Origin of the sequence: Stratiformator vulcanicus (genome assembly GCF_007744515.1) — a bacterium.
GTDB classification, from domain to species: Bacteria; Planctomycetota; Planctomycetia; order Planctomycetales; family Planctomycetaceae; genus Stratiformator; species Stratiformator vulcanicus.
The window spans coordinates 1,659,867-1,681,392 of the sequence record NZ_CP036268.1; the positions used below are offsets into that span (position 1 = coordinate 1,659,867).

A 21,526-nucleotide genomic window follows, 5' to 3' on the forward strand; every position below is an offset into this window, starting at 1 on the left:
ACGTTCGCTACGGGCCGAGAAAAACCTCGCCGCTGAAGGTTTGGCCGGGTTTGATTTTCGTCGTCAGTTGTTCGGAATCAACTGCGAACAGCGGGCTGATTTCAATGACAGCATCATCAGCGACCTCAGCGCCCGCCGCTTCGAGCCAATTGCGATAGAGTTCGACAAGGGCGGCGCGGGCGGTCGCCGGGCTGTCCGAACCCTCGGCATTCTTGACTGGATTGAACTCCTTGGTGCGGTCGGTTTCGACGACCAATGCCGTCTCTGCCTTGGGAAGTGAGTCGAAAATAAACTTCTCGAATTTGTACGCGTTGGGCGAATCGGGGCTGACCGGCTCTCCGGCGTCGTTGAGGTGCGGAACCTTTTTGTGGGCGACGTGAAACGCGAGCGAAGAATCGTCGCTGCAAAGTCGTTCGAAGAACGCGCGGCTGAAGACATGAATCGCCGTATTGCCCCAGCGCAACAATAGCTCGCCGGCGTCGTCGGTCTTGGACGCGATGTCGTCCGGCATGTCACTGTATTCAATAATCTGCGTGGAGCCGTCGACATCACAGACGACCCCCATCTTCTCAGCAGGTTCGACCTTCGCGACGACTTTGGTCGACACATCTGACTTCCGAAGTGCGTGCAAACCGACGAAGACCGGATCGCAGACGATCGCGGTCGGATTGTCGACCTGGTGATAGTGCAGGAATTCGATGCCCCGCTCCCGCATGTCGGCTAATGCTCCGCTCGTCTGAAGCCCGTTGAGCAATCCGCCGTGACCATCCGGACTGGTGGCGATCCGGCCCTTTTCGGCCAGTAAAATCTTGCCCGTGGAATCGTCGACGGCGGGCATGTTGCCTTGGCGAAAGAAGAATACGTCCTCGCGCGGCAAGCCGAAGAAGTCTTCCGCTTCAAAGCAGGCGATCGTTTCGTCAGCGGTGGCGTCACTGGTCATAACGTAATACGGAATCGGCTTGCCCGCTTCGCGAGCGCGGGCGAGAAGCTGCTGAGCCAAAATACGAAACAGCATCGTGCCTTTGACGGGTCCGATCGGGAACATCCCTTTGGGATGATCAAACCCGAGCCGCGTGCCTTGGCCCCCCGCGACGACGATCGCTCCGACGTTCCCCGCGGCCAGTAGTTCAATGCCGCGCTGCTTCGCGCGACGCAGTTCGTCCGTCGAATGACTCAGCGCGTCTTCGACCAGCTCGGCGGGAGGCACCGCCCGCGAGGCGCGATCGGAAGCATCGGCATCGGTGTGCGATCCGGCGGACTCATAGAGCTGTTTGATTCGAGCAAAGTCGATGGATCGAACCTGCTCGGCGAGGCTTGAACGCACGGGCTCGTCCAACTCGTCCCAATAATTCAGGACGTGCTCCTGTCCGTAAGGACGGAGAATCTGTAATAGCTGTTCGCGATCGGACATGGCGCTCGACCAGTTGGACGACAAGAGAACTCAAGCGTCGGCGTCGGAGCGATGCTGGAAGCGGTCGGCGATTTCGCCAACGCGCGCCGATGGAAGCTCAATCGCTCCGAGTGCCGAACGCGAGAGGATTCTGAGCGATCAACCGGACGTTGCCAACCGCGTGCGCAGCCCGGGGACCCATTTCAGGATTCACCCGAGAACACGGCGAACACCGATGCGATTCAAGACGAGCCGAAACGCATTGCGCGATCGCCGGATTAGTACGCCGTCGCTTTCTCGGAAGGCGCTAAGCGATCAGCAGCAGGACGCCGCTGTAGAGCACGACCGCGCCGGTGATGTAGGTAGCGAAGTTGAGGATACGCCGGGCGACGTGAAGCCGCGCGGCGGCGATCATCTGCACCACCAGGCAAATGAAGGCGATCATCCCGAACTTGAAGCCGACCATTCCATTGAGGCCCCAGCCTTCAATAAACCAATTGGCGATCGGATTGGCTTCGAAGGCCGTTCCGCCGGCGAGCAGAAAAGCGGTGAAGATCACGTCACAGACGCTGACAAGTATGAAGAAAGCCGTCTCGCTTTCCAGCGGAATCGAACGAGTCAGCAAAAGTCCGCCGTGTCGTCGAATCGTCCTCATGGGGGTCCTCCCGAATGAGGCAACGTGACCGCGGAGCGCAGGCCCGATGCGCGCCCTCAACTACAGTACGCAAAAGCATCCCTCGGGCCAAAACGAATTTTGGAGGGAAGAAGTTCAGCGACAAAGTCTGAAATTCGGTCCGGAACAATTCTAACCGCATTTCCGCAAATGCTTTACGACTTTCACGGGTGCAGCCCGCATCGCATCAGGCATCGACAAATGTAGACTCGTCATGCTCATTCCGAAGACAGCATTGCCTGTTGAGCCGTCAGTTGGCGCGCGCAGCGTGTTCCTTGAGGCGCACGCCGTGCCTGCGTGGTAGGCAATGGGGATGTCAGCCGATCGCTTTGCGGAGTTTCTCAACCCACTGGGGAACTTCGGTTCGCGGGTCGCCATGTCCTTCGTATTCCATCACGACATAGCCGCGGTAGTTCGCATCTTTCAAGATGCCGACGACCCGATCGAGGTCGGGCTCGCCCTTCTTACCGTTCGGGGCGATGTAGTCCTTAATCTGAGCGTTGATCGCATAGGGAGCGATTTTGGCGAGCTCGCCGTAGGGGTCGTCGTTTTTGAAGTTTCCGCTGTCGAAGTTCACGCCGAAGTAGTCGGGGTGATCGGTCTTTTCGAGGACTCCGTCGACGATCCGCAGCAGCGTGTCCGCTTCGGCCGTGATCCCGCCGTGATTCTCGAGAGCCAGGCAGACACCAACGGAAGCGGCGGCGGGCAGGCATTCGACGATTCCGTCGATGCAACGCTCAAGTGCGGCTTCCTCCGAGTCACCTTTGGGCACTTTCCCTGCGAAAATGCGAATCACCGGCGCCCCCATGAACGACGCGAACTTGCACCACTGGATGCAGTTGGCGATTTGCTCCGCCCGCTGCCCACCCTCGGGCAGGCAGAAGTCGTTACCGATCGCCGTGCCGGAGACATCGAGTCCGAGGCGGAAAGCTCGGGCTGATAGGCTTCGCAAATACCGCTCTACGGCAGTTCGATGATAATAATTTGCTCGCTCCGGCGGAGCTTCAAAAAATGACCCTTGGGTTTCGCCCATAAAGTGAGTCTGGATTTCCTGCGCGGCACCGGGCACGTAATACCCCGTCAATTCGACGCCGTCGAGATTCAATTCTGCGGCAACGTCAATCACTTCGACGAGATTCGACTGCATCTGTGGCAGTTCTTCGAACGTCGGGTATCGTTTCATCAGCTTGCTGAAACTGTAGGCCGCCAGCGACAATTTCATTTTCGGGCCGAGTTCGGACTTCGATGCCCTTTCGCCGAACTCCATCAGTCCTTCGCCGGGAGCTACCGATCCGCTGGCGTCACCGGAACTGTCCCCAAACGCAGTCGGCATTGTTGAGAGCAGTGCCCCGGCGGCTGTGGTTTGAAGAAAAGTGCGGCGGTTGAAATCGTTCATGATGTTTCCTCGGTTTCAGATGGCGGCAGGGTTTGCCAGTCTTCGATTATTAGGTCGGTGATTCGGCCCAGATGGCTGATGTTGTGGGTGATCAGTACTTGGCGGCGAGCGATCGCGATCGACGCGATCATAATATCAACCGCTCCAATCGGTTTACCCTCGCGAGCCAAGTCGGCGATGATCTTGCCAAAAATCAACGCGGCTTGGTCATCGAACGGAAATGATTCGTAGCTGCTGCACAGACGGTCGATCTCCAAGAGATTCTGATCACGGTTCGCACTCCGCTCAGCCCCGCTGTACAACTCCGCCTTCACGACCGAACATAGCTTGATCTTATCGGGTCGGAGTCGGCGAAATTGTCGGAGCAAGCTTGGAGCAGCTCGCCCCCGCAGGATCTCAATCCAAACATTGGTGTCGAGTAAGTAAGCCAAGTGAATGCCGGTCAGTCGAGCGGTGCAACAGGTTGATAGTCTGGAAATTCGGGACGCCGAAAACTGTCGTCATCAATACATCCGACGATCCGATCGACAAAGTTTTGGTACTCCTCCTCATCCCAATTCCGCGGTCCCGACTCAGTCGCGACCGTCAGCCTCAGGCGTTCTTTCGCGCGTTCTTTACCCACGTCCAATTCCACTCTCAAAATACCGTCGTCACCGACGACGGCGGTCGTTGTGATCGCCTCGTCCGAACTCATGGCCGCCTCCTCGGGTTTAACCTGACAGGACAATAAGCCACTGCGTGAAATCACTAAATCCAGATCTGAAACACGCGTTTATACGTTTGTGTATCGAGATCACTGTGCGGGATAACGATGGACAGAATTCAATTTTAGGTTGATTGTTGCGGGGCCACCACGAGCTTGAACCGCGGTGTCTGCCGACGAGTTCGCTTCACGTCCAGGTGAATCCAGGCTTGCAGAAGCGGAGACCATTGCCGACCGCCATCATCTGTGGAAGTCTCGACGTACTCGCCTTCGCCCGGCACCATGATGGCAAAGACGATCGCGTCTCCCCGACCGTCGGCGATCCAATACTCGGGCACACCGGCCCGAAAATAGGCTTCGGCGAGACGATGAAAATCCTTCGTGACAGAGCTGTCGCTGACCACTTCGACAACGAGGTCGGGCGGTCCGACGACCTCTATGAAATCGCCCGCACGGCCCTGCTTCTGACGAAACCGCACGACGCCCATCTCGACGGTCTGATGCAAGATCGCGCCGACGTCGGGCTCCGACGATAGCCCGACGTCGGGCACCGTGACGAGCGTGCTATCCGAAAACACTTCGCCCCGGTCAGGGTCCTCTACGGCCTCCGACAGGCCCCGAGTGAGAGCGACCTTCAGCTTGCCATGCGAGAGGAACGCTTCGGGGGACATATCGATCTCCAGCGCGCCATCAAAGTAGTCGATGCGACCACGCTGCGGAAAGTCTTCGGAGAGCGCCCAGGCGCGAAAATCGTCGTGCGAGTGGATCGGTGGAATCCGCAGAACTTCATCCGGCAATTGATCGGTCATTGACATCAGATCGACCTCGCGATTTCGCCGCGGATGCTGCGTTTCAAGTGATCACTCAGGGTCAAGCCACCGGTGTCGCCCATTGGGGTCATCAGGCGCTCCGAATTCATTGGCGAGTCCGAACTCATCGCTGTCTCGCGCTGTCCGAAGTTTTCGGTATCTTACTCTCAACCGCCCCCCGTTTGGCAAACAGTTCCGCCATATCTAGACTGACGCCGCTTCACAATTGGTACTTTTGATGACGCAGGCTGCCCCCTGCCGCTCGCCCGTTTTCTCTCTTTCGTCGCCCAAACATGCCTCGCTACGACGCTCACCGGATCGAACCCAAGTGGCAGTCCTATTGGGACGAACACGGTACGTTCATCACGCCGAATCAGCCGGAGCATCAAACATCGGCCGGAACGTACTACGCACTCGACATGTTCCCTTACCCGTCCGGCGAGGGACTGCATGTGGGGCATCCCGAGGGCTATACCGCGACCGACATCGTCAGCCGCTATAAGCGGATGCGAGGGTTTCACGTCCTGCATCCGATGGGCTGGGACGCCTTTGGCCTCCCCGCCGAGCAGTATGCGATCAAGACCGGCGTCCATCCGCGCGAGACGACGCAGAAGAACATTGCCACCTTCACCGGCCAACTCAAGCGGCTCGGCTTCAGCTACGACTGGAGCCGCGAGATCGCAACGACCGATCCCGACTACTTCCGCTGGACTCAGTGGATTTTCCTCCAACTTTACGACACTTGGTACGACCAGACATTCGTCTGGACTGACGCCTCCGGCAGGGAGATCGTCGGTAAGGGAAGGCCGATTGCGGAGCTTCCGATCCCGGACTCGGTGAGCGGAGAAGGCGAGGAGGCCGTCCGAAGATACCAGGACGAGCACCGGCTCGCCTATCAGTCGCACGCACCTGTGAACTGGTGCCCGGAATTGGGAACTGTACTGGCGAACGAGGAAGTGAACGACGGAAAAAGCAAGGAGGGAGGCTTCCCGGTCGAGCGGCTCCCGCTCCGCCAGTGGAACCTCCGCATCACCGCCTACGCCGAGCGGCTGCACACCGAACTCGAGGACCTCGACTGGCCGGAGTCGATCAAATTGCTGCAACGCAATTGGATCGGTCGCAGCACCGGCGCGGAGGTCGATTTCTTGATCGCTGATCGCACAGCGGGTGTTGAGGGCCAATTCGAAGAGTGGAAATCGCGGCGGGCAGACGTCGGCTATCCGGAGCGGCCGGAAGCAAACGTCATCCGCGTTTACACCACTCGTCCCGACACGTTATTCGGGGCGACCTACATGGTACTCGCGCCGGAGCACCCGCTCGTCGATGAGATCGTAACCGACGAGCAGCGTGCCGCCGTGGAGGAGTACCGTCGCCGAACTGCCTCCAAGAGTGATCTCGATCGGACCGACCTCGCCAAAGAGAAAACGGGCGTCTTCACCGGCGCTTACGCCACGAATCCCGTCAACGGTGCGGCGATCCCGATCTGGATCGCCGACTACGTTCTGATCTCCTACGGCACCGGGGCGATCATGGCGGTACCGGCCCACGATGAGCGCGACTTTGAATTCGCGAAGACGTTCGACCTTCCGATCATCCAGGTCGTAGCGGCCGATGGCGAAGCCGCAAAGTCGCAGCCTGCGGAGATGCCGAAAGCCTTCACTGAGACGGGTGTTGCCATCAACTCCGGCGACTACACCGGGATGCCAACCGGTGAGTTCAAGCAGAGGGTATCCGACGATCTCGAGCAGCGCGGGCTCGGCAAGAAGGCAATCAACTACAAGCTCCGTGACTGGCTCTTCAGCCGACAGCGATATTGGGGCGAGCCATTCCCGTTGTGGCACGAACTCGACGAGGAAGGCAACGAGACAGGACTTGTCCGTCCGGTTGAGGACACGGATCTGCCGGTCGAACCGCCCGAGATGGAAGACTTCAAACCGACGGGGACCGCCGATCCGCCGCTGTCCCGGGCTCCGGAGTCGTGGCTCTATACGACAGCAGACGACGGCACTCGCTTAAAGCGCGAAACCAACAGCATGCCGCAGTGGGCCGGCTCGTGCTGGTATTACCTTCGCTATTGCGACAACAAAAACGGAGAGCGATTTCTCGACCCGGAACTCGAAAACTATTGGCTGCCGGTCGACCTTTACATCGGCGGGGCGGAGCACGCGGTCTTGCACCTGCTCTACTCGCGGTTTTGGCACAAGGTGCTGTTCGACCGGGGGCATCTCTCGACCCCGGAACCGTTCGCGAAACTCGTCAATCAGGGCATGATTCTCGGCGAACCCGAGATGACGGGCTATCGGCTCGCGAGCTTGCCCGGTCAGGAGCAGGCCGCCGATTTCAAAGCCGCCGATCCCGCCGGTTGGGTCTCGGCCAAAGACATCGAAAAGTTAAAAGATCCCAAGAGCGGACAAGAGGTGTTCACCGATCGCAATACGGGGCGAACGGTCATCGCCGTGCAAGTGCCCGATGACATGGTCGAAAAACAGGGGGACCACTTCGTCCTGCAGAACAGTCCAAAAATCGCCGTCGACTCGCGATCCTTTAAAATGTCTAAGTCGCGCGGCAACGTGATCAATCCCGACGACGTCATCGAGCAGTATGGGGCCGATTCCCTTCGGCTCTACGAGATGTTTATGGGACCGCTCGAAGCGACGAAGCCTTGGCAAATGACGGGCGTTGAAGGCGTTTATCGCTTCCTCGCGCGGGTCTGGCGAACGATCACCGATGAAGAGGCCGATGAGATCCGGATTCACCCGGCGATTAAAGATGTTGAATTAAACGAAGAACAGGATCGACTGCTTCATAAGACAATCAAAGCGGTGACCGAAGACGTCGAAAAATTGAGTTTCAACACCGCCATCAGCCGGATGATGGAATTCGTCAACGCGTTCAGCGCGATGAAGACCCGTCCCAGATTGATGGCTGAGAAATTCACACTCCTGCTCAGCCCGTTCGCACCGCATCTCGCGGAGGAAGTGTGGCAGCTGTTGGGACACGAAACGTCCCTCGCCTATGAGCCTTGGCCCGAGTTCGATGAGTCGAAGCTCGTCGAGTCGACGATCGAGATACCCGTGCAGGTCAACGGCAAACTGCGTGCGAAAATCAAAGTCGCCGCCGACGCCGACCCGGCTGCGATGGAAGCGGCGGCCAAAGCCGACCCGAACGTCGCGTCCCATTTAGAAGGCAAGCAGGTCATCAAAACGATTGCGATTCCGGGACGAATGGTGAACTTTGTGGTAAAGGGGTAGGCGGGCATGTAAGCCCGCTCGACGAAGAGCCAGCGGGTGTTAGGTTTTCGGCCAGTCTGCGTCGCACTAGAGGATCGATTCACGCGCCACCGGTCAGTTTTATTGCGTTGGGCCAAACTTCCTGCAAACTGATGATTGCCTGATTGGAGAAATCTCATGTTGCTGCGTGCTGTCACAGTATTTGTCGTTGTTGCAGCCTCGCGATTCCTTCCGGCGGCCGAACTCGGGCCGGATTTGGATGAATTGCAGCAGTCCCGTCAGCAGGGGATCGAATTTCTTCGGTTGTCTCAGAACGAAGACGGGGGCTGGACCGCCCCGCGGATGGTCGGCATCACCGGCGTCTGCACGGTCGCGTTACTCGATAGCGGACTTTCCGCGGATGACGAGACGGTCGCGAGAGCACTCAGCTATTTAAAATCTTACCGTCAGAAAGATGGCGGCATCTATCACCCCGATTCTTCGCACCGCAATTACGAAACCTGCCTGAGCGTCCTCGCTTTCGAAAAGGCCAACGCCGACGGCCTCTACTCCAAGATGATCGAAGGGGCGGAGAATTTTCTGCGCGGTTTGCAGTGGGACGAAGGGGAGGGGATCGAATCGACCGACTCCGACTACGGCGGCGCCGGATACGGTGGGCACAAGCGCCCCGATCTGTCGAATACCCAGTTCTTCCTGGAAGCGTTGAAAGCAGCGGGGGTCAAGGAAGATGACCCGGCGATGCAGAAGGCCCTGATCTTTGTGTCACGCACACAGAACCTGGAGTCGCAACACAACACGACGGCGAACGCGTCGAAAATTGACGACGGCGGCTTCTTCTATACCGCCGCCGGCGAAGGTGAAACCAAGGCAGGCACCACTGATAACGGCGGCTTGCGCTCTTACGGAAGTATGACCTACGCGGGCTTAAAAAGCATGATTTACGCGGGCCTCTCCAAAGATGATCCCCGAGTTTCCGCTGCGTTGGAGTGGATTAAGAACCACTACACGCTTAATGAGAACCCGAACATGGGGAAGCAGGGCCTGTTCTATTACTACCAGACGTTCGCGAAAACACTTGAGGTCCTCGAAGTCGATCGTCTGGAAGACGCCTCGGGCGTGAAACACGATTGGCGCAAAGACCTGGCCGAAAAACTGTTCGACCTTCAAAAACCGAACGGCAGTTGGGTCAATGAGGCCGATCGCTGGTATGAAGGCGACCCGAACATCGTAACGGGCTATGCACTGCTTGCCCTCAACCGTTGTCGCGCCAAGTGAATTCGAGTCGCTGACTTCGATAATCGGATATCACTTAATTTCGGCCGATTGCTGAGCAAGTATAGCGTTCGGGTCTTCAGCGTTTTGTGGCTCGAATCGGCGGCGCGAGGACCATAAGTTGCGCAGGGTGCCGCCTTCGGGGCCGAACAAAAATGCGGCCGTGAAGGCGGCCCCCGCGACAACGGCCGTCATGCCAGCGGTATTCGCCTCCCGTACGCCGTCAAGACCGATGAGTCTTGCGAGCCAAGGTACGCAGTAGATCGAGCAGGCATGGCCGATGACCGCACTGGCTGCGGCGATCGCCACCGCGATCATAATCAGTCGGCTCAATCTTGACGTCAAAAAGCGTGCCGTCACGGCCGGTACGATGAGCATCGCGATCGCCAAAATGCTGCCGACGGCTTCGAACACGGCAACCAGCGTGACCGACGTCATCAGCATCAAGCCGTAGTAAATCAGGCGGACGTTGAGTCCCGCAGCGGCAGCGGCTTGAGCATCGAACGCTGCAAATCGCAGCTCTTTATAGGCCAGACAGACCAACAGACTGTTGATTAATAATAACGTCCCTCCCCAGATGACCGCTCTGGGAGTCCCTGTGCCCGGCAGCACGTGCAGGGCAGCCGTCTCGACCTGGCCGAACAGCACGTGATCGGGGTCGATATGCACCCGCTGATCGTCCATCAACACAAGAAGCAGTAGGCCTAAAGCGAACGCCGTTGTGAAAATCACACCGAGACCGGCGCTCTCTTCAACGCCCCCCGCTCGGCTGACCCATTCGGTTAAAACGGCCGTTGCGACTCCCACGACCGCGGCGCCGATCGTCAGTGCGATCGGCAGCACGGTTTCCCATTGAGCCGAATCAATCCAACCGGCGGCGAAGATTCTCGCCGTGAGCCAATAGGCTCCAACAACTCCCAGTAACGCGGTGTGACTGAGCGCGTCTCCCATCAAACTTTGGCGACGCAACACGAGGAATACGCCCGGCACTGCGCAGGCCATCCCCGCGAGGGCGGTGATCAGCGTCATTGAGGTGTCGAGCGCTAGCCAGGTCATCGCTGAAATTGAAACCGTCGTTAAGAAGTTACTCGATCATTAAAGAGCCGAAAGCCGATCAGTGGGCGGTTCACACCGCAAATGTATGTGTGATGGCCCTATTCCATCACGCAACGGGGTGCGGGCTGGGAGGGACAGATCGTTCCGGGAGGGACTTGGCGAACCGACGCTCCAAATCGGCAACGAGTGCGGGATCGAGTACGTGTTCGATCCGATCTGCTGCCCGATCGACTTTCGCAGGGTCGGCATCGGCAATTTCGAGCAGGTAGATTTCCCAGAGTCGATGATTCCGCGTGAGTCGTTGCGCTTCCTGTAATCCCGATGACGTCAGCAAAATGTGTTGGCCGTCGGGTGAGCGGAGGTATCCCTTCGCCGAGCAGTCTTTCACAACCGACCTTAATCGTCCGTCGTTCCAATCACGCTGATATTTCAATCGGGAGACTTCGACTTGCGAGAGTGCGTCCCCCCCAACACCAAAATTTGCACGGCCATCCGCTTCCATGATCTCGAAGCACCCCCGCAGCAGATGGTCCCGCGCGACCGACCGGGCGAGGCGGTGTTGCTGCCACAGTCGCGGCAAGAAACCACGCCGACTGCCGAAAATTAAACTGATGAAAAATACGGCGGACGCCGCCAGCACGATGAGTGCTCCCGCCGCGAGTCGCGGAAACAAGGCACTTAGCACCACACCGACTCCGGCACCGAGTCCGCCGAAGACTCCGGCGAGGATCGTCATTCGCCCCACCTGATCAGTCCAGAACCGGGCTGCCGATGCGGGGATGACCAGTGCCGCCACGACCAAAATAAGGCCGACGCTTTGAATGCCGATGACCGTCACCCCGACGACCAGAGTCATTAAAATGACATCAATAATTACGATCGAATGCCCGAGCGAACCGAGAAAGCTGGGATCGAAGCAAAGCAGCACAAGTTCTTTGTGCATGAGGAGGCAAATTAATAGTACAATGCCCGCGGCCGCACCGAACGTCCATACTTCGGAAGAGAGCATCGAGGCGGTCTTGCCGAACAGGAGACTATTTAACCCGGCGGCCTGACCTCCCGGTACTTGCTGGACGATGCTGAACAGCACTGCGCCGAGCCCGAAAAAGACCCCCAGCACCACCGCCATGGCCGCGTCATCTTTGACGCGAGAGTAGCGGGTGATTGCCGTCACGCAGAGTCCTCCCACAGTTCCTGAGACGGCTGCCCCAGTCAATAAGATTGGTGAACTGCGGCCGGTCCCGGGGGCGATTAGTTCGGCAATCAAATAGGCTGCCGCGATGCCCGGCAGGGCGGCATGTCCGATCACGTCCCCGACGAGAGCCCGTTTTCTTAATACTAAGAAGACACCGACGACGCCGGCGGCGATACCAAGAAGCATCGTCCCTGTTAGCACGACTCGGGTGTTATAGTCCTGCAGCAGAACGAGCCGCTGGAGCCGTTCGGAGAAATCGGCCACCGCGAACAGGCCGGTCATATAACATGAGCCGGTCACGGTTGTCCTCCGGCATTGAACATTTTGTTGCCGGCTTCGTCCAATAACGCCAACCGGCCGCCATAGGTGCGGCGGAGGTTTTCGACATTAAAGACTTCCGCGATACTACCGGCCGCGACCAATCGCATATTGAGCAGCAATGCGGCGTCGAAGTAATTCGTCACCGTATCAAGATCATGATGCACGACGAGTGCCGACTTGCCGCGGGATCGCAGGTCGCGAAGCAACTCGACGATCGCCGATTCGGTCGCCGCGTCGACGCCGGCGAATGGCTCGTCCATTAAATAGAAATCAGCGTCCTGAACTAAGGCGCGGGCCAGAAAAACTCGCTGCTGCTGGCCGCCGGAAAGCTGCGAGATTTGCCGATCAGCCAGATCGCTTAATCCCACCTGTTCCAATGCTTCAGCAGCACGGTTGCGATGTCGTTTTAAGATCGGGCGGAGCCAGCCGATTTCGCCGTAGAGGCCCATCGTCACGACTTGCAGCGCTGTCACCGGGAAATCCCAATCGACCGCCGTGCGTTGCGGCACGTAAGCGACCCGACGCCGGACGGAATTTAATTGTTGTCCCCAGAATTGTGCCGCTCCGCTACTTGGTGTGACGAGATCGAGCGCGGCTTTAATCAGTGTGCTTTTGCCGGCACCGTTCGGGCCGATCACCGCCGTTAGCGTTGAGGGGCGTAATTCGAATGAAACGTCCCACACGACCGGCTTGCTGCGATAGGCCACCGTCATTTCTCGCACCGTCAGCGGTGCCGCAGTGGCGTGCGATTTGACGGCGCGGGACGATTCGGACAATACGGCAGCGGTCATTTAGACTCCGGCAAAATGGTCAGCTTGCCGACGCGCCCGTCAACGGGAGCGGTGCCGCCGAGCGCCCGCGTGATGACCGTCGCGTTATGGTCCAACATCCCAAGATAGGTACCTTCATAGGTACCGGTCGGCCCCATGGCATCGGAAAAGAGATCGGTTCCGATCGCCACCTGTTTGCCGCGATCAGCCGCACCTTCGACCATCGCGCGGACGGTTTGCGGAGAAATTGTCGTCTCGACGAAAACCGCCGGAATCTCGTTTTCAACGATGAAGTCGACCAGGCGATTAATATCGGCTACTCCCGCTTCGGCTTCGGTCGTGATGCCCTGAACGGCTTTCACTTCAATCCCGTACCGCCGCCCGAAATAGGCGAACGCATCGTGGGCCGTGACCAGTTGCCGCTGCGGTTCCGGAATCGAATTGATCGATTGTTCAATGTATTCGTCCAACACCGACATTTGGGAGAGATATTTCTCAGCGGCTTGTTCGTACTCCCCGCTGTGGTCGGGATCGTGGTTTGAAAGCGTCTCGACCACGACGGCGATCGCCTGACGCCACAATTTCGGCGACATCCACACGTGCGGGTCGGTCGCCGAATGTGAACCGGCTTCTTCCGAGCGAATCAGTTCGGAATCGTCAATTCCGTTCGTCACGGCTCGGACCGGCTTCCCGTCGCTCGCGATCGACTCGAGAACCGTCTCCATCTGCCCTTCCAGCCCGAGGCCGTTGTAGAACACGACGTCGGCGTCGTTGAGCGCGACCACGTCGCTTCGCAGCGGCTTGAAGAGGTGCGGATCGACATCCTCTTTCATCAATCCGATCACGCGGACGTCAGGCCCGGCGATTTGCCGGACGACGTCGGTGATCATGCCGGTCGTAGTCACGATGGTGAATCGCGGCTCGTTCACCTCGGTGAACGTCCCTGATCGGGGCCGATCGTCGGTGTCGCAACCGCTACCGAGGGTGATCGTGACTGCAGCGAAAACCGCGAAGGCTATTTGTTTCATTATCCTTGCCTAATGTTTTGACTCTTCAAAAAATTATTCGCTAGGCAGGGAAATGTCAATTTCACGGGCAACGGATTCAGCGGACCGGGCTTTCGAACTGATGACAGTCCACCCCCGCCGTGATAATGTGTGAGGCACGGCCGCTTTGTCGGGTTCTCACGTCGATCTCTCTCATTTTTGACAGCCGAATGTCTTCCAACGGTTCCGCAGCTTCCAGCGAAATTCAGTGTCAATCGTGCGGCGAGATGGTTCGCCGCGGTTCGGTCCGCTGCTTCAGTTGCGGCAGCATCATGGATCCGAAACTTGCCCAGCGACACGGGGAGCGACTGGAACCGCCTCCGCCGGCAGAGTTCACGCCGCTTCCGGAATACGACGGGTCGAGCGAAGCGGCGACCGAAATCGAGGGAGGCAACGCCGACTTTGAACTCGGCGCGACCTTCGGCATGGCCAATCAAGCCGACGGCTCGATGTCCGAATCGACCGACGAGAACGACGATTTCGAGCTGGGGGCCGACTTTGCGACCGTCGTGCCCGAATTCGCTGAGGCCGACGTGCCTCCGGTACCGTCGCCGCCCCCGCCCCCGCCCCCACCGGTCGAAGAGTCGTCCGATGTTGAGCCGATTCCGACTGTCGAAGAGTCCGACGAGGTCGAACACGCTCCGATTCCGGAACCGTCCGAGACGATGCCGCCTGTCGCCGAGGCCGCGACCGAGATCGCAGATTCGTCTGCTGAAGAGTCAAAGCCCACCGAAGAATCGGAAGCTTCCGCCCCGATTGCGACGAAATCGAAAAAGCGGTCTCGCGATTCCAAAGCCACCTCAACGGCCGAGCCGCATTCGGAGACGACCGGTGGAGATGCGCTGCTCGACATCGCCCTGAAGGAAGAACAGGAAGGTCCGAATCGAAAAGCGGGTCAGGAACCCCCGGTCCGAGTCGACGGTGGTTTCATCATGACCTGCCCCTGCCCGGTGCATTGCCGGATCAAGATTCGCGATCAGCATTGCGGGAAAGTCGGGCGGTGTCCCAATCCGAGCTGTGACGCACTGGTGAAGGTGGCGGCGAATCTCGGCGATCAAGCGATCGACACCGCCGGCTCGGATGAGTCAGCTTCGAAGAAGAAGGTTACCGCGGGTGCATTTCCGGAGGGCATCGGCGAAGAGGTCAAGTACGGGAACTTCCAGCGGATCATCCGCGATATCCGATGGCTCGACATTGTTCCGGACAAGGTCAAGCGGAAGCCCGGAAGTCTCGCCAAAGATGGCCAGGCTGCCGACGTCATCTTCGCGCCCGGTGAGGTTTTGATTGTCGGCTTGAAAGGGGCGGGCGGCGGCTTGTTCGGCGGCGGGAAGAAGCCGGAGGAGATTCGTACGGCCGTGCGGGCTCATCTCGAAGTAAAACGACCGATCGCAGATACCCCCGCCGATTCAAAGATCGTGCTGACGCCGGCGAACCTCGCCGATGTGGTCGTCGAGCAGCCCACTGCGTTCGACGAAGATTCGCGATTCGGCGGCGTCCCGGTCTTCGGCGAGGGGCGGATTGCCGTTCGGGTGCCGGGTGACGAGGAAGTCGACACTTTGCCGTATCTCTCGATGACCCTCACCGATTTTCGCGCATTCGCCAAATTGATCGGGGTGTCGCTAGACGCGTCGGAATTCGGTCGCAAATGCCCGGTGCCGTTTGAGGACCAGTACGAGAACTCGGTTTGCCATTACAACGATACGGCGATCGCTGCGATTCAGCACGAGCAGTATTATAGGGAAGACCCGCGATTCGAGTTAAAGGAAGCGGGATGGAAGTGCGGCTCTTGCGGGTTGACGGTCTCTGAAGACGCCCGCAAGAAAGAGAAGATCGGCGGCGCCAACGGCAAAGGTCTCCCCAAGGCCAAGTGCCCCAAGTGCAATAAAGTCTTCGGCCGAAATCCGCTTTATGCTGTGGAAGTTAAATCGCCGGAGTCAACCGAATCAGGCGAGGATACGACATCCGATTCTGAAAAGGCCGAAGCAGCGGCGACTTAATGTGGATTAATCATTTAGGATTCGTGGCGCCTCCTAATTGGTTCGCTCGATGACGAGAGTTAAACCGTCGCAGTTTTAATCGTTATTGTGTCGGCCGAATTTGACGGAGAACTTGATGTGTGGCCGAATCAATTTGCGGACGAGCAATCAAGACCTTTCAAAGCTCTTCACCGAATTCGAGCAACTTCAATTTCCTGATATCGAACCGCGATATAACATCGCGCCATCGCAGCCGGTGCTGGCCGTGCGGGAGATCGGGCAAACCCTATCGGCCGACTTTCTGAAATGGGGGTTCCGGCCTCCGTGGTGGAAGCCGAAGCAACCGCAACCGATTAACGCCAAAGCGGAGTCGATTGAATCGGGGCGGTACTGGACCGGCAGCTTTCGACATCATCGCTGCCTGATTCCCGTCAGCGGTTTCTATGAATGGAAGGCGAGCGAAGACGGGAAGCAGCCGTTCCAAATCGGACTTGAGTCGGGTGAGCCGTTTTGTCTCGGGGGGCTGTGGAATCGCTGGGAAGCCGAAGACGGTTCATCCTCGGAAACTTTTGCCGTCATCACCGTCCCGCCGAACGATTTGATGAAGTCGATTCACAACCGGATGCCGCTGATTATCGGGAAGGGTGACTTCGGCATGTGGCTTGCCGAGGAATCGGACGGGAACGAGCTGTCGGGATTGCTCAAGCCATACGAGAGTGATGCATTAACAGCTTACGCGGTTTCGACGGTCGTAAATAATCCTCGGAACGATAGCCGCGAATGTATTGAGCCGGTCGCGTCAAATTAGATTAGATTTGGCGTACGAACGGTAGTTTCAATACGAGCCCGCGGCACAGAACGATGGTCGATCAATCTGTGATTCTCCCGGCGGCTTGCGCCTCGGGCTTGTATGTCAGACGGTTTGAAATCACTCTTAGAGCGGTGTGTTCGACCCAACCCGTTTTTAAACTACGTGGTCGATTCACCGACGGGTTCCACCAGCGAGCGAATGGACATTCCGCCGGTCAAATTGCGAACGTCCTGAAAGCCGAGGCCGCAGAGCAGCATTGCTCCGACGTGAGCCCGCTTCGCCGAGTGACAGACGACGACGGTCGGACGCTTCGGGTCAATTTCGTTGGCCCGTTCTCGCAACTCATCGATCGGGATATGAACGGCTCCCTTAAGTGGAAGTGTTTCGATTTCTGAAGCGGTGCGGACATCGACAACCTGATAGCCGTCCAACACGGTGCCGGGTGGCAACAGCGGCGGGCGTGCATCCAGGTCGTTGGCGGCGACAAACGCGGCCATGTGAACGGGGTCTTTTGCGCTACCAAACGGTGGGGCGTAGGCGAGGTCGAGCCCGGCGAGATCTTCGACCGTCGCCCCGAAGTGCATTGCCGTGGCGATCACGTCGATCCTCTTGTCGACGCCCTCACCGCCGACGCATTGTGCGCCGAGGATTCGGCCGAAGCCTTCTTCATAAATCAACTTCAGCACCAGCGGCTCCGCCCCGGGGAAGTAGCCCGCGTGATTGGTCGCTCGGATGATGGCCGAGCGGACGCGTTTGTGTTCGCGTTTCGCCATCGTTTCTGAGATTCCGGTCAGGGCGACCGTCTTTTCGAAGACGCGAACAACGGCTGTGCCCATTACCGATGCCATGGCCGACGATCTTCCGGTCGCGGCATGTTCGCCCGCGATGCGACCGGCTCGATTCGCCGGGCCGGCCAGTGGAACGCGGGCCGGCCGATGGAGTACGCCGTGCTCGTACTCCACGGCGTCGCCGACGGCGTAAATATTCGGGTCGGACGTTTGCATCGACTCATTGACTCTGATTCCCCTGGCCTCTCCAATTTCAAGCCCGGCATCAGCGGCAAGTTTGGTCCTCGGGCGAACGCCGATCGAGAGGATGAACAGGTCGGCCTCCAGATTTGTTTCATCATCCAGCACCGCCGCGGAGGCGATGCCGTCATTGCTCCTCAGGCCCGCAATCCCGTTGCCCGTATGGAGGTCGACCTCGTGATCCCGCAGTTCTCGCTCGACGATTCGGGCCATCTCAACGTCAAGCGGCGGCAGCACGTGCGGAGACTTTTCAACGAGCGACACGTCGAGTCCGCGCCGTTGCAATTGCTCGACGACTTCCAAACCAACGAAGCCAGCACCGACGACCACGGCCCGTTTTGGTGCGGCCTTCCCGAGCCGCGACAGGATCGCGTCCATGTCAGGCATCGTCCAAAGATTGAAGACGTTCTTGAATGTCCCTTTGGCAAAGGGGGGGACGATCGGCTCCGCGCCGGGCGAAAGGATTAAGCGATCGTATGGCTCGTTCGATTCACCGTGTGGGCCTCGGACCTTAATCGATCGATTTTCGCGATCGATCGAAAGCACTTCGTGTTCGACCCGGACATCGATGTTGAAGCGTTGCTGAAATAACTCCGGCGTTGCAACGAGCAATTTGTCGCGGTCTTCGATTTCGCCCCCCACGTGATAGGGCAGCCCACAATTGGCGAACGAGACGTAAGGGCCTTTCTCAAAGATCACGATTTCGGCCGACTCGTTACATCGACGGGCGCGAGTTGCGGCGCTCGCCCCTCCGGCCACTCCGCCGACGATTAGAATTCGTGGTGCATTCGCGTTTCGTCCCGCCATCGGTCTTCGTCTCCGGCTTTCCGATTTCTTAATGACTTCGGTATTAAGTTTCCGCGGGCTGATCAACCGGTGAATTGTCGATCGAATCTTCCGACGCGTTGGCCGAGACCTGATTCCACGGCATCTTCGAGATCAGCATCCCCATACCGCAGGTGTCAGTGATACCAGCGAATACGAGCCCAGCTCCTACGAACGCACTCAATCCCACAAAGTAGGGGTGAACGGCTAAGGCGAGGACGGCTCCCAAAACGACGAGGCTGCCTGCGGCGATCCGGACCTGCCGTTCGAGTGACATTGTCTTTTGGCCGCGAACAACCGGCAGGTCGGCCGATTCCCACGCGAGAGTCCCGCCCTCGACGTTGACGGCATTGTCAAAGCCAGATGAAGCCATTGCTTCGCACGCCTTGCTGCCGCGGCTACCGGAGCGGCAAATGAAATAAAGCGGCTGATCTTCGGAGTGCTCGCCGGTGAGATCCTCCGGTTTAAGGCCGTCGAGCGGGACGTTACGGGCCATGGTCGCATGGACCTCGCGGTATTCGGCCGGCGTACGAACGTCGATCAATTCGATCGACGGATCGTTTTTCGCGCGGTCGTGGAGTTCCTGCGGGCTAATGGATGAAACGGACATTCGCTCTCCCTTTCAAAAAGAATTTTTCTCTCGCTTCGAATGTGGACAGATCGCAACAATTCGACATATTTTCGCGTCACTTCCTCGGCTTCAGTCCGCGCGGTTGAAGCTTGATCAACCGAATCGGCCCTCGATGCAGGCCATTAAATCAGCCAAGTGTGGTTCGGCCACTTCGTAATAGGTCTTCCGACCGTCCCGCTCGCTTTTGAGCAGCCCACTCCGCTGCATCAATCGCAGGTGTTCCGATGCCATGTGACTCGGGATTTCGCAGGCGGCGGCGAGTTCGCCGACCGTGTACCGACCTCGCAGCAGCATTTGAATGACTCGTAGCCGATGCGGATGCGCGACGGTCTTGAGACACTCAGCGGCTTGCTTGAGCGTGTCGAGATCGAGCAGGGACTCACTGGTGCGGGTTCGATTGGTCTGTGAATGCATAATACTCAATTATATCGTGATGTCACGATATGTCAACATCAGGGGGCGGCTGTCGTTGTTTGCTGGACTCGGGCAATAACGGCGCTACATTTATGGCTATTGTTTGACAGTCCGTCGGTGACCCGATTAGACAGGAAGCGATAATTCGCCACAGTTCAGCCCGTATGTTGCGAAACCGGGCGGAATGCGTCCCAATAACGAGCGGTCTGGAATCGGGCCGCCGAGTTCGACTGTTCGGTAGGCGTTTCGATCGACGTCGCTCACAGGTTCCCCGCTAAGAAAGCTTCGCCCATGCCCCGCCCCACAGCTCCCCGCGGATTTACGCTCATCGAACTATTGGTTGTGATTGCGATCATCGCCATCCTGATCGCGCTGCTGCTGCCCGCCGTGCAGCAAGCCCGCGAGGCGGCTCGGCGGACGCAATGCAAAAATAACGTCAAACAACTCGGGCTCGCGCTGCACAATTACGAAAGTGCTCACGGCGTCTTTCCACCGAGCAGCACCAGCGATATCGGCGACGGCGTGTGGCGCTATCCGACGGCAACCGGACCGACCGATCCTTCGATTCACCTGCATAGCTGGGCGAGCCTGCTGCTGCCGTATCTTGAGGCAGCCAATCTTTACAACAGCGTGAACTACGAGATTTCCGCGCTTGATCCGGCCAATCAGGACGTCGCCTCGCAGGTGCTTCCGTTCTATCGGTGCCCGAGTTTTTCGGGTGGTGACTTCACCAATGAAACGCTCTACACCTCGGTCGTCGGATTCGATCAATTTGCGATTCGGAACTACGCGGGCATGGGGGCAGTGACTGTCGCCAGTCTCGGGTCTGCCGGTACCGCTGAGGGGGTCTTGTTTCCGGCCAGTAACACGAAATTTCGCGACATCACCGACGGTACTTCGAACACGGTCGTGATTGCGGAGACCCGCGACCAGAACGGTTCTGTCTGGATCGACGGCTCGACCGCCACGCTCACAGCGAGGTTCGCGGACGTGTCCGGAACGAATCCCTTCCTCGGTGGATTGACGACCGCGATCAACCACAATCCGTTCTTCCCGCAGAGCGGAGCGCAAAATCCCGGCAACGCACTCATGATTCCCATCGAGCAAGAATGGGGCCCGTCCAGCTTTCACGTCGGCGGAGCACACCACCTGCTGTGCGACGGTTCGGTCCACTTCCTGAGCGAAAACCTCGACATCGTCGTGTACGACAATTTGGTCAACAAATCAGACGGCCAGGTCGTCGGAGAGTTTTAGCCGACCGCACATGGCCGGACTGTTGACGCCGCGTGTCGCCCTTCGACCAAAGGGCTATAATTCACACAAGGCGTGCCAAACACGATGCGCGTAGCACGCAGTCGCCACGGTTGACCATGAATCGTCGAACTGTCGCTCTGTCCGAACCTTTATTGCGCTGGAAATAATAATGAGGAGCCAGATTTTTCCTGACGACGCATCAGCCGCGGAGTTGGCGGATGCGATGGAACCGATCGAGTTCGTCGACGCGGAAGGCAACGTCCTCGGGCTGTTTCGCTCGGAGAAACTGTTGAAGGCGTTGGAGTACGCGGAAGAGCGGCACCGCACTCGTCCGCTTGCCACCGGAGACTACGATGGTCGCGGTAAGACAACTGCGGAAGTGCTCGATGACCTGCGGAAAAAGTTCCCGTGAAGTGGCAGGTCACGTGGACCGCACCGGCCCAACGCGAGTTGGCCGAGATTTGGTCAGCCGCGAGAGATCGCCAGAGGCTGACCGAAGCGGTCGACCGCTTCGATCGATCTGCAGAGCAAGATCCGCGAGTCGATACGGATCGCTACGGAAACCAAGAACGGATCGCGTTCGCCGGGCCACTCGCAATCGTATTCCGGATTATTGATGAAGAATCCGCCGTTCACGTAATCGATGTCTTTCGCTACCCCGGTTGATCGCTCGTTTCGCCCTCGCTTCTTGTCCGTTTCAATTCAACTGGCTTCGGTCCAAGTTCG

Annotated in this window: 20 protein-coding genes; 7 read left to right on the top strand and 13 right to left on the bottom strand. The window is 58.4% G+C overall.

From position 1 onward, the window contains the following. Positions 1-7 precede the first annotated feature (7 nt). The 6 genes from Pan189_RS06365 to Pan189_RS06390 all read right to left on the bottom strand — a co-directional run bounded on the left by Pan189_RS06365 (position 8) and on the right by Pan189_RS06390 (position 4,977). The gene (locus Pan189_RS06365; RefSeq protein ID WP_145363113.1) at positions 8-1,411 is read right to left on the bottom strand and encodes a UTP--glucose-1-phosphate uridylyltransferase; all 1,404 of its coding nucleotides are present in this window, start codon (positions 1,409-1,411) and stop codon (positions 8-10) included. Between the two features lie 286 nt (positions 1,412-1,697). Then, complete coding sequence (locus Pan189_RS06370) at positions 1,698-2,045, bottom strand: DUF5658 family protein (RefSeq protein WP_145363114.1); 348 nt, start codon at positions 2,043-2,045, stop codon at positions 1,698-1,700. 334 nt (positions 2,046-2,379) lie between these two features. Then, on the bottom strand, positions 2,380-3,459 hold the full coding sequence (locus tag Pan189_RS06375; RefSeq protein ID WP_145363115.1) for a sugar phosphate isomerase/epimerase family protein: 1,080 nt from the start codon (positions 3,457-3,459) through the stop codon (positions 2,380-2,382). Further along, positions 3,456-3,890: a type II toxin-antitoxin system VapC family toxin gene (locus tag Pan189_RS06380; protein WP_310821172.1), complete on the bottom strand. Its 435-nt coding sequence runs from the start codon at positions 3,888-3,890 to the stop codon at positions 3,456-3,458. The genes Pan189_RS06375 and Pan189_RS06380 overlap by 4 nt, the downstream gene beginning before the upstream one ends. A gap of 11 nt (positions 3,891-3,901) precedes the next feature. After that, positions 3,902-4,153, bottom strand: coding sequence for a hypothetical protein (locus Pan189_RS06385; RefSeq protein WP_145363117.1), 252 nt, complete (start codon positions 4,151-4,153; stop codon positions 3,902-3,904). Between the two features lie 134 nt (positions 4,154-4,287). After that, positions 4,288-4,977 (bottom strand): Uma2 family endonuclease, encoded by a 690-nt coding sequence (locus Pan189_RS06390; RefSeq protein ID WP_145363118.1) that lies wholly within the window; start codon positions 4,975-4,977, stop codon positions 4,288-4,290. Positions 4,978-5,264: 287 nt separating this feature from the next. Between Pan189_RS06390 and leuS the strand changes: the two genes are divergently transcribed. Both leuS and Pan189_RS06400 read left to right on the top strand, forming a co-directional pair. Continuing rightward, a complete protein-coding gene (gene leuS / locus Pan189_RS06395; protein WP_145363119.1) occupies positions 5,265-8,222 on the top strand; it encodes a leucine--tRNA ligase in 2,958 nt (985 codons plus the stop codon). A 156-nt stretch (positions 8,223-8,378) separates the two neighbouring features. Further along, positions 8,379-9,476 (top strand): prenyltransferase/squalene oxidase repeat-containing protein, encoded by a 1,098-nt coding sequence (locus tag Pan189_RS06400; protein WP_145363120.1) that lies wholly within the window; start codon positions 8,379-8,381, stop codon positions 9,474-9,476. A gap of 30 nt (positions 9,477-9,506) precedes the next feature. Here Pan189_RS06400 and Pan189_RS06405 read toward each other — a convergent pair whose 3' ends face one another. The 4 genes from Pan189_RS06405 to Pan189_RS06420 all read right to left on the bottom strand — a co-directional run bounded on the left by Pan189_RS06405 (position 9,507) and on the right by Pan189_RS06420 (position 13,843). Further along, positions 9,507-10,529, bottom strand: coding sequence for a metal ABC transporter permease (locus tag Pan189_RS06405; RefSeq protein WP_145363121.1), 1,023 nt, complete (start codon positions 10,527-10,529; stop codon positions 9,507-9,509). Between the two features lie 106 nt (positions 10,530-10,635). Continuing rightward, complete coding sequence (locus Pan189_RS06410; protein WP_145363122.1) at positions 10,636-12,024, bottom strand: metal ABC transporter permease; 1,389 nt, start codon at positions 12,022-12,024, stop codon at positions 10,636-10,638. Next, positions 12,021-12,836, bottom strand: coding sequence for a metal ABC transporter ATP-binding protein (locus Pan189_RS06415; protein WP_145363123.1), 816 nt, complete (start codon positions 12,834-12,836; stop codon positions 12,021-12,023). Before Pan189_RS06415 ends, Pan189_RS06410 begins: the two co-directional genes overlap by 4 nt. Then, positions 12,833-13,843 carry a metal ABC transporter solute-binding protein, Zn/Mn family gene (locus Pan189_RS06420; protein WP_145363124.1) on the bottom strand — a complete coding sequence of 337 codons (1,011 nt, stop codon included), beginning with the start codon at positions 13,841-13,843 and terminating at the stop codon, positions 12,833-12,835. The genes Pan189_RS06415 and Pan189_RS06420 overlap by 4 nt, the downstream gene beginning before the upstream one ends. A gap of 290 nt (positions 13,844-14,133) precedes the next feature. Between Pan189_RS06420 and Pan189_RS06425 the strand changes: the two genes are divergently transcribed. Next, positions 14,134-15,858, top strand: coding sequence for a hypothetical protein (locus tag Pan189_RS06425; RefSeq protein WP_145363125.1), 1,725 nt, complete (start codon positions 14,134-14,136; stop codon positions 15,856-15,858). A gap of 115 nt (positions 15,859-15,973) precedes the next feature. Beyond that, entirely contained in the window at positions 15,974-16,645 is a 672-nt protein-coding gene (locus Pan189_RS06430; protein ID WP_145363126.1) for an SOS response-associated peptidase, read from the top strand. 161 nt (positions 16,646-16,806) lie between these two features. Here Pan189_RS06430 and Pan189_RS06435 read toward each other — a convergent pair whose 3' ends face one another. The 3 genes from Pan189_RS06435 to Pan189_RS06445 form a co-directional block, all read right to left on the bottom strand. Continuing rightward, a complete protein-coding gene (locus Pan189_RS06435; protein WP_145363127.1) occupies positions 16,807-18,483 on the bottom strand; it encodes an FAD-dependent oxidoreductase in 1,677 nt (558 codons plus the stop codon). Positions 18,484-18,526: 43 nt separating this feature from the next. Next, positions 18,527-19,111: a rhodanese-like domain-containing protein gene (locus Pan189_RS06440; protein ID WP_145363128.1), complete on the bottom strand. Its 585-nt coding sequence runs from the start codon at positions 19,109-19,111 to the stop codon at positions 18,527-18,529. A 114-nt stretch (positions 19,112-19,225) separates the two neighbouring features. After that, positions 19,226-19,546 carry an ArsR/SmtB family transcription factor gene (locus tag Pan189_RS06445; protein WP_145363129.1) on the bottom strand — a complete coding sequence of 107 codons (321 nt, stop codon included), beginning with the start codon at positions 19,544-19,546 and terminating at the stop codon, positions 19,226-19,228. 291 nt (positions 19,547-19,837) lie between these two features. Between Pan189_RS06445 and Pan189_RS06450 the strand changes: the two genes are divergently transcribed. The 3 genes from Pan189_RS06450 (at position 19,838) to Pan189_RS06460 (ending at position 21,466) form a co-directional block, all read left to right on the top strand. Further along, positions 19,838-20,800: a DUF1559 domain-containing protein gene (locus Pan189_RS06450; protein WP_145363130.1), complete on the top strand. Its 963-nt coding sequence runs from the start codon at positions 19,838-19,840 to the stop codon at positions 20,798-20,800. A 169-nt stretch (positions 20,801-20,969) separates the two neighbouring features. Continuing rightward, a complete protein-coding gene (locus tag Pan189_RS06455; RefSeq protein ID WP_145363131.1) occupies positions 20,970-21,212 on the top strand; it encodes a hypothetical protein in 243 nt (80 codons plus the stop codon). Further along, on the top strand, positions 21,209-21,466 hold the full coding sequence (locus tag Pan189_RS06460) for a type II toxin-antitoxin system RelE/ParE family toxin (protein WP_145363132.1): 258 nt from the start codon (positions 21,209-21,211) through the stop codon (positions 21,464-21,466). The genes Pan189_RS06455 and Pan189_RS06460 overlap by 4 nt, the downstream gene beginning before the upstream one ends. The last annotated feature ends 60 nt before the right edge of the window (positions 21,467-21,526 follow it).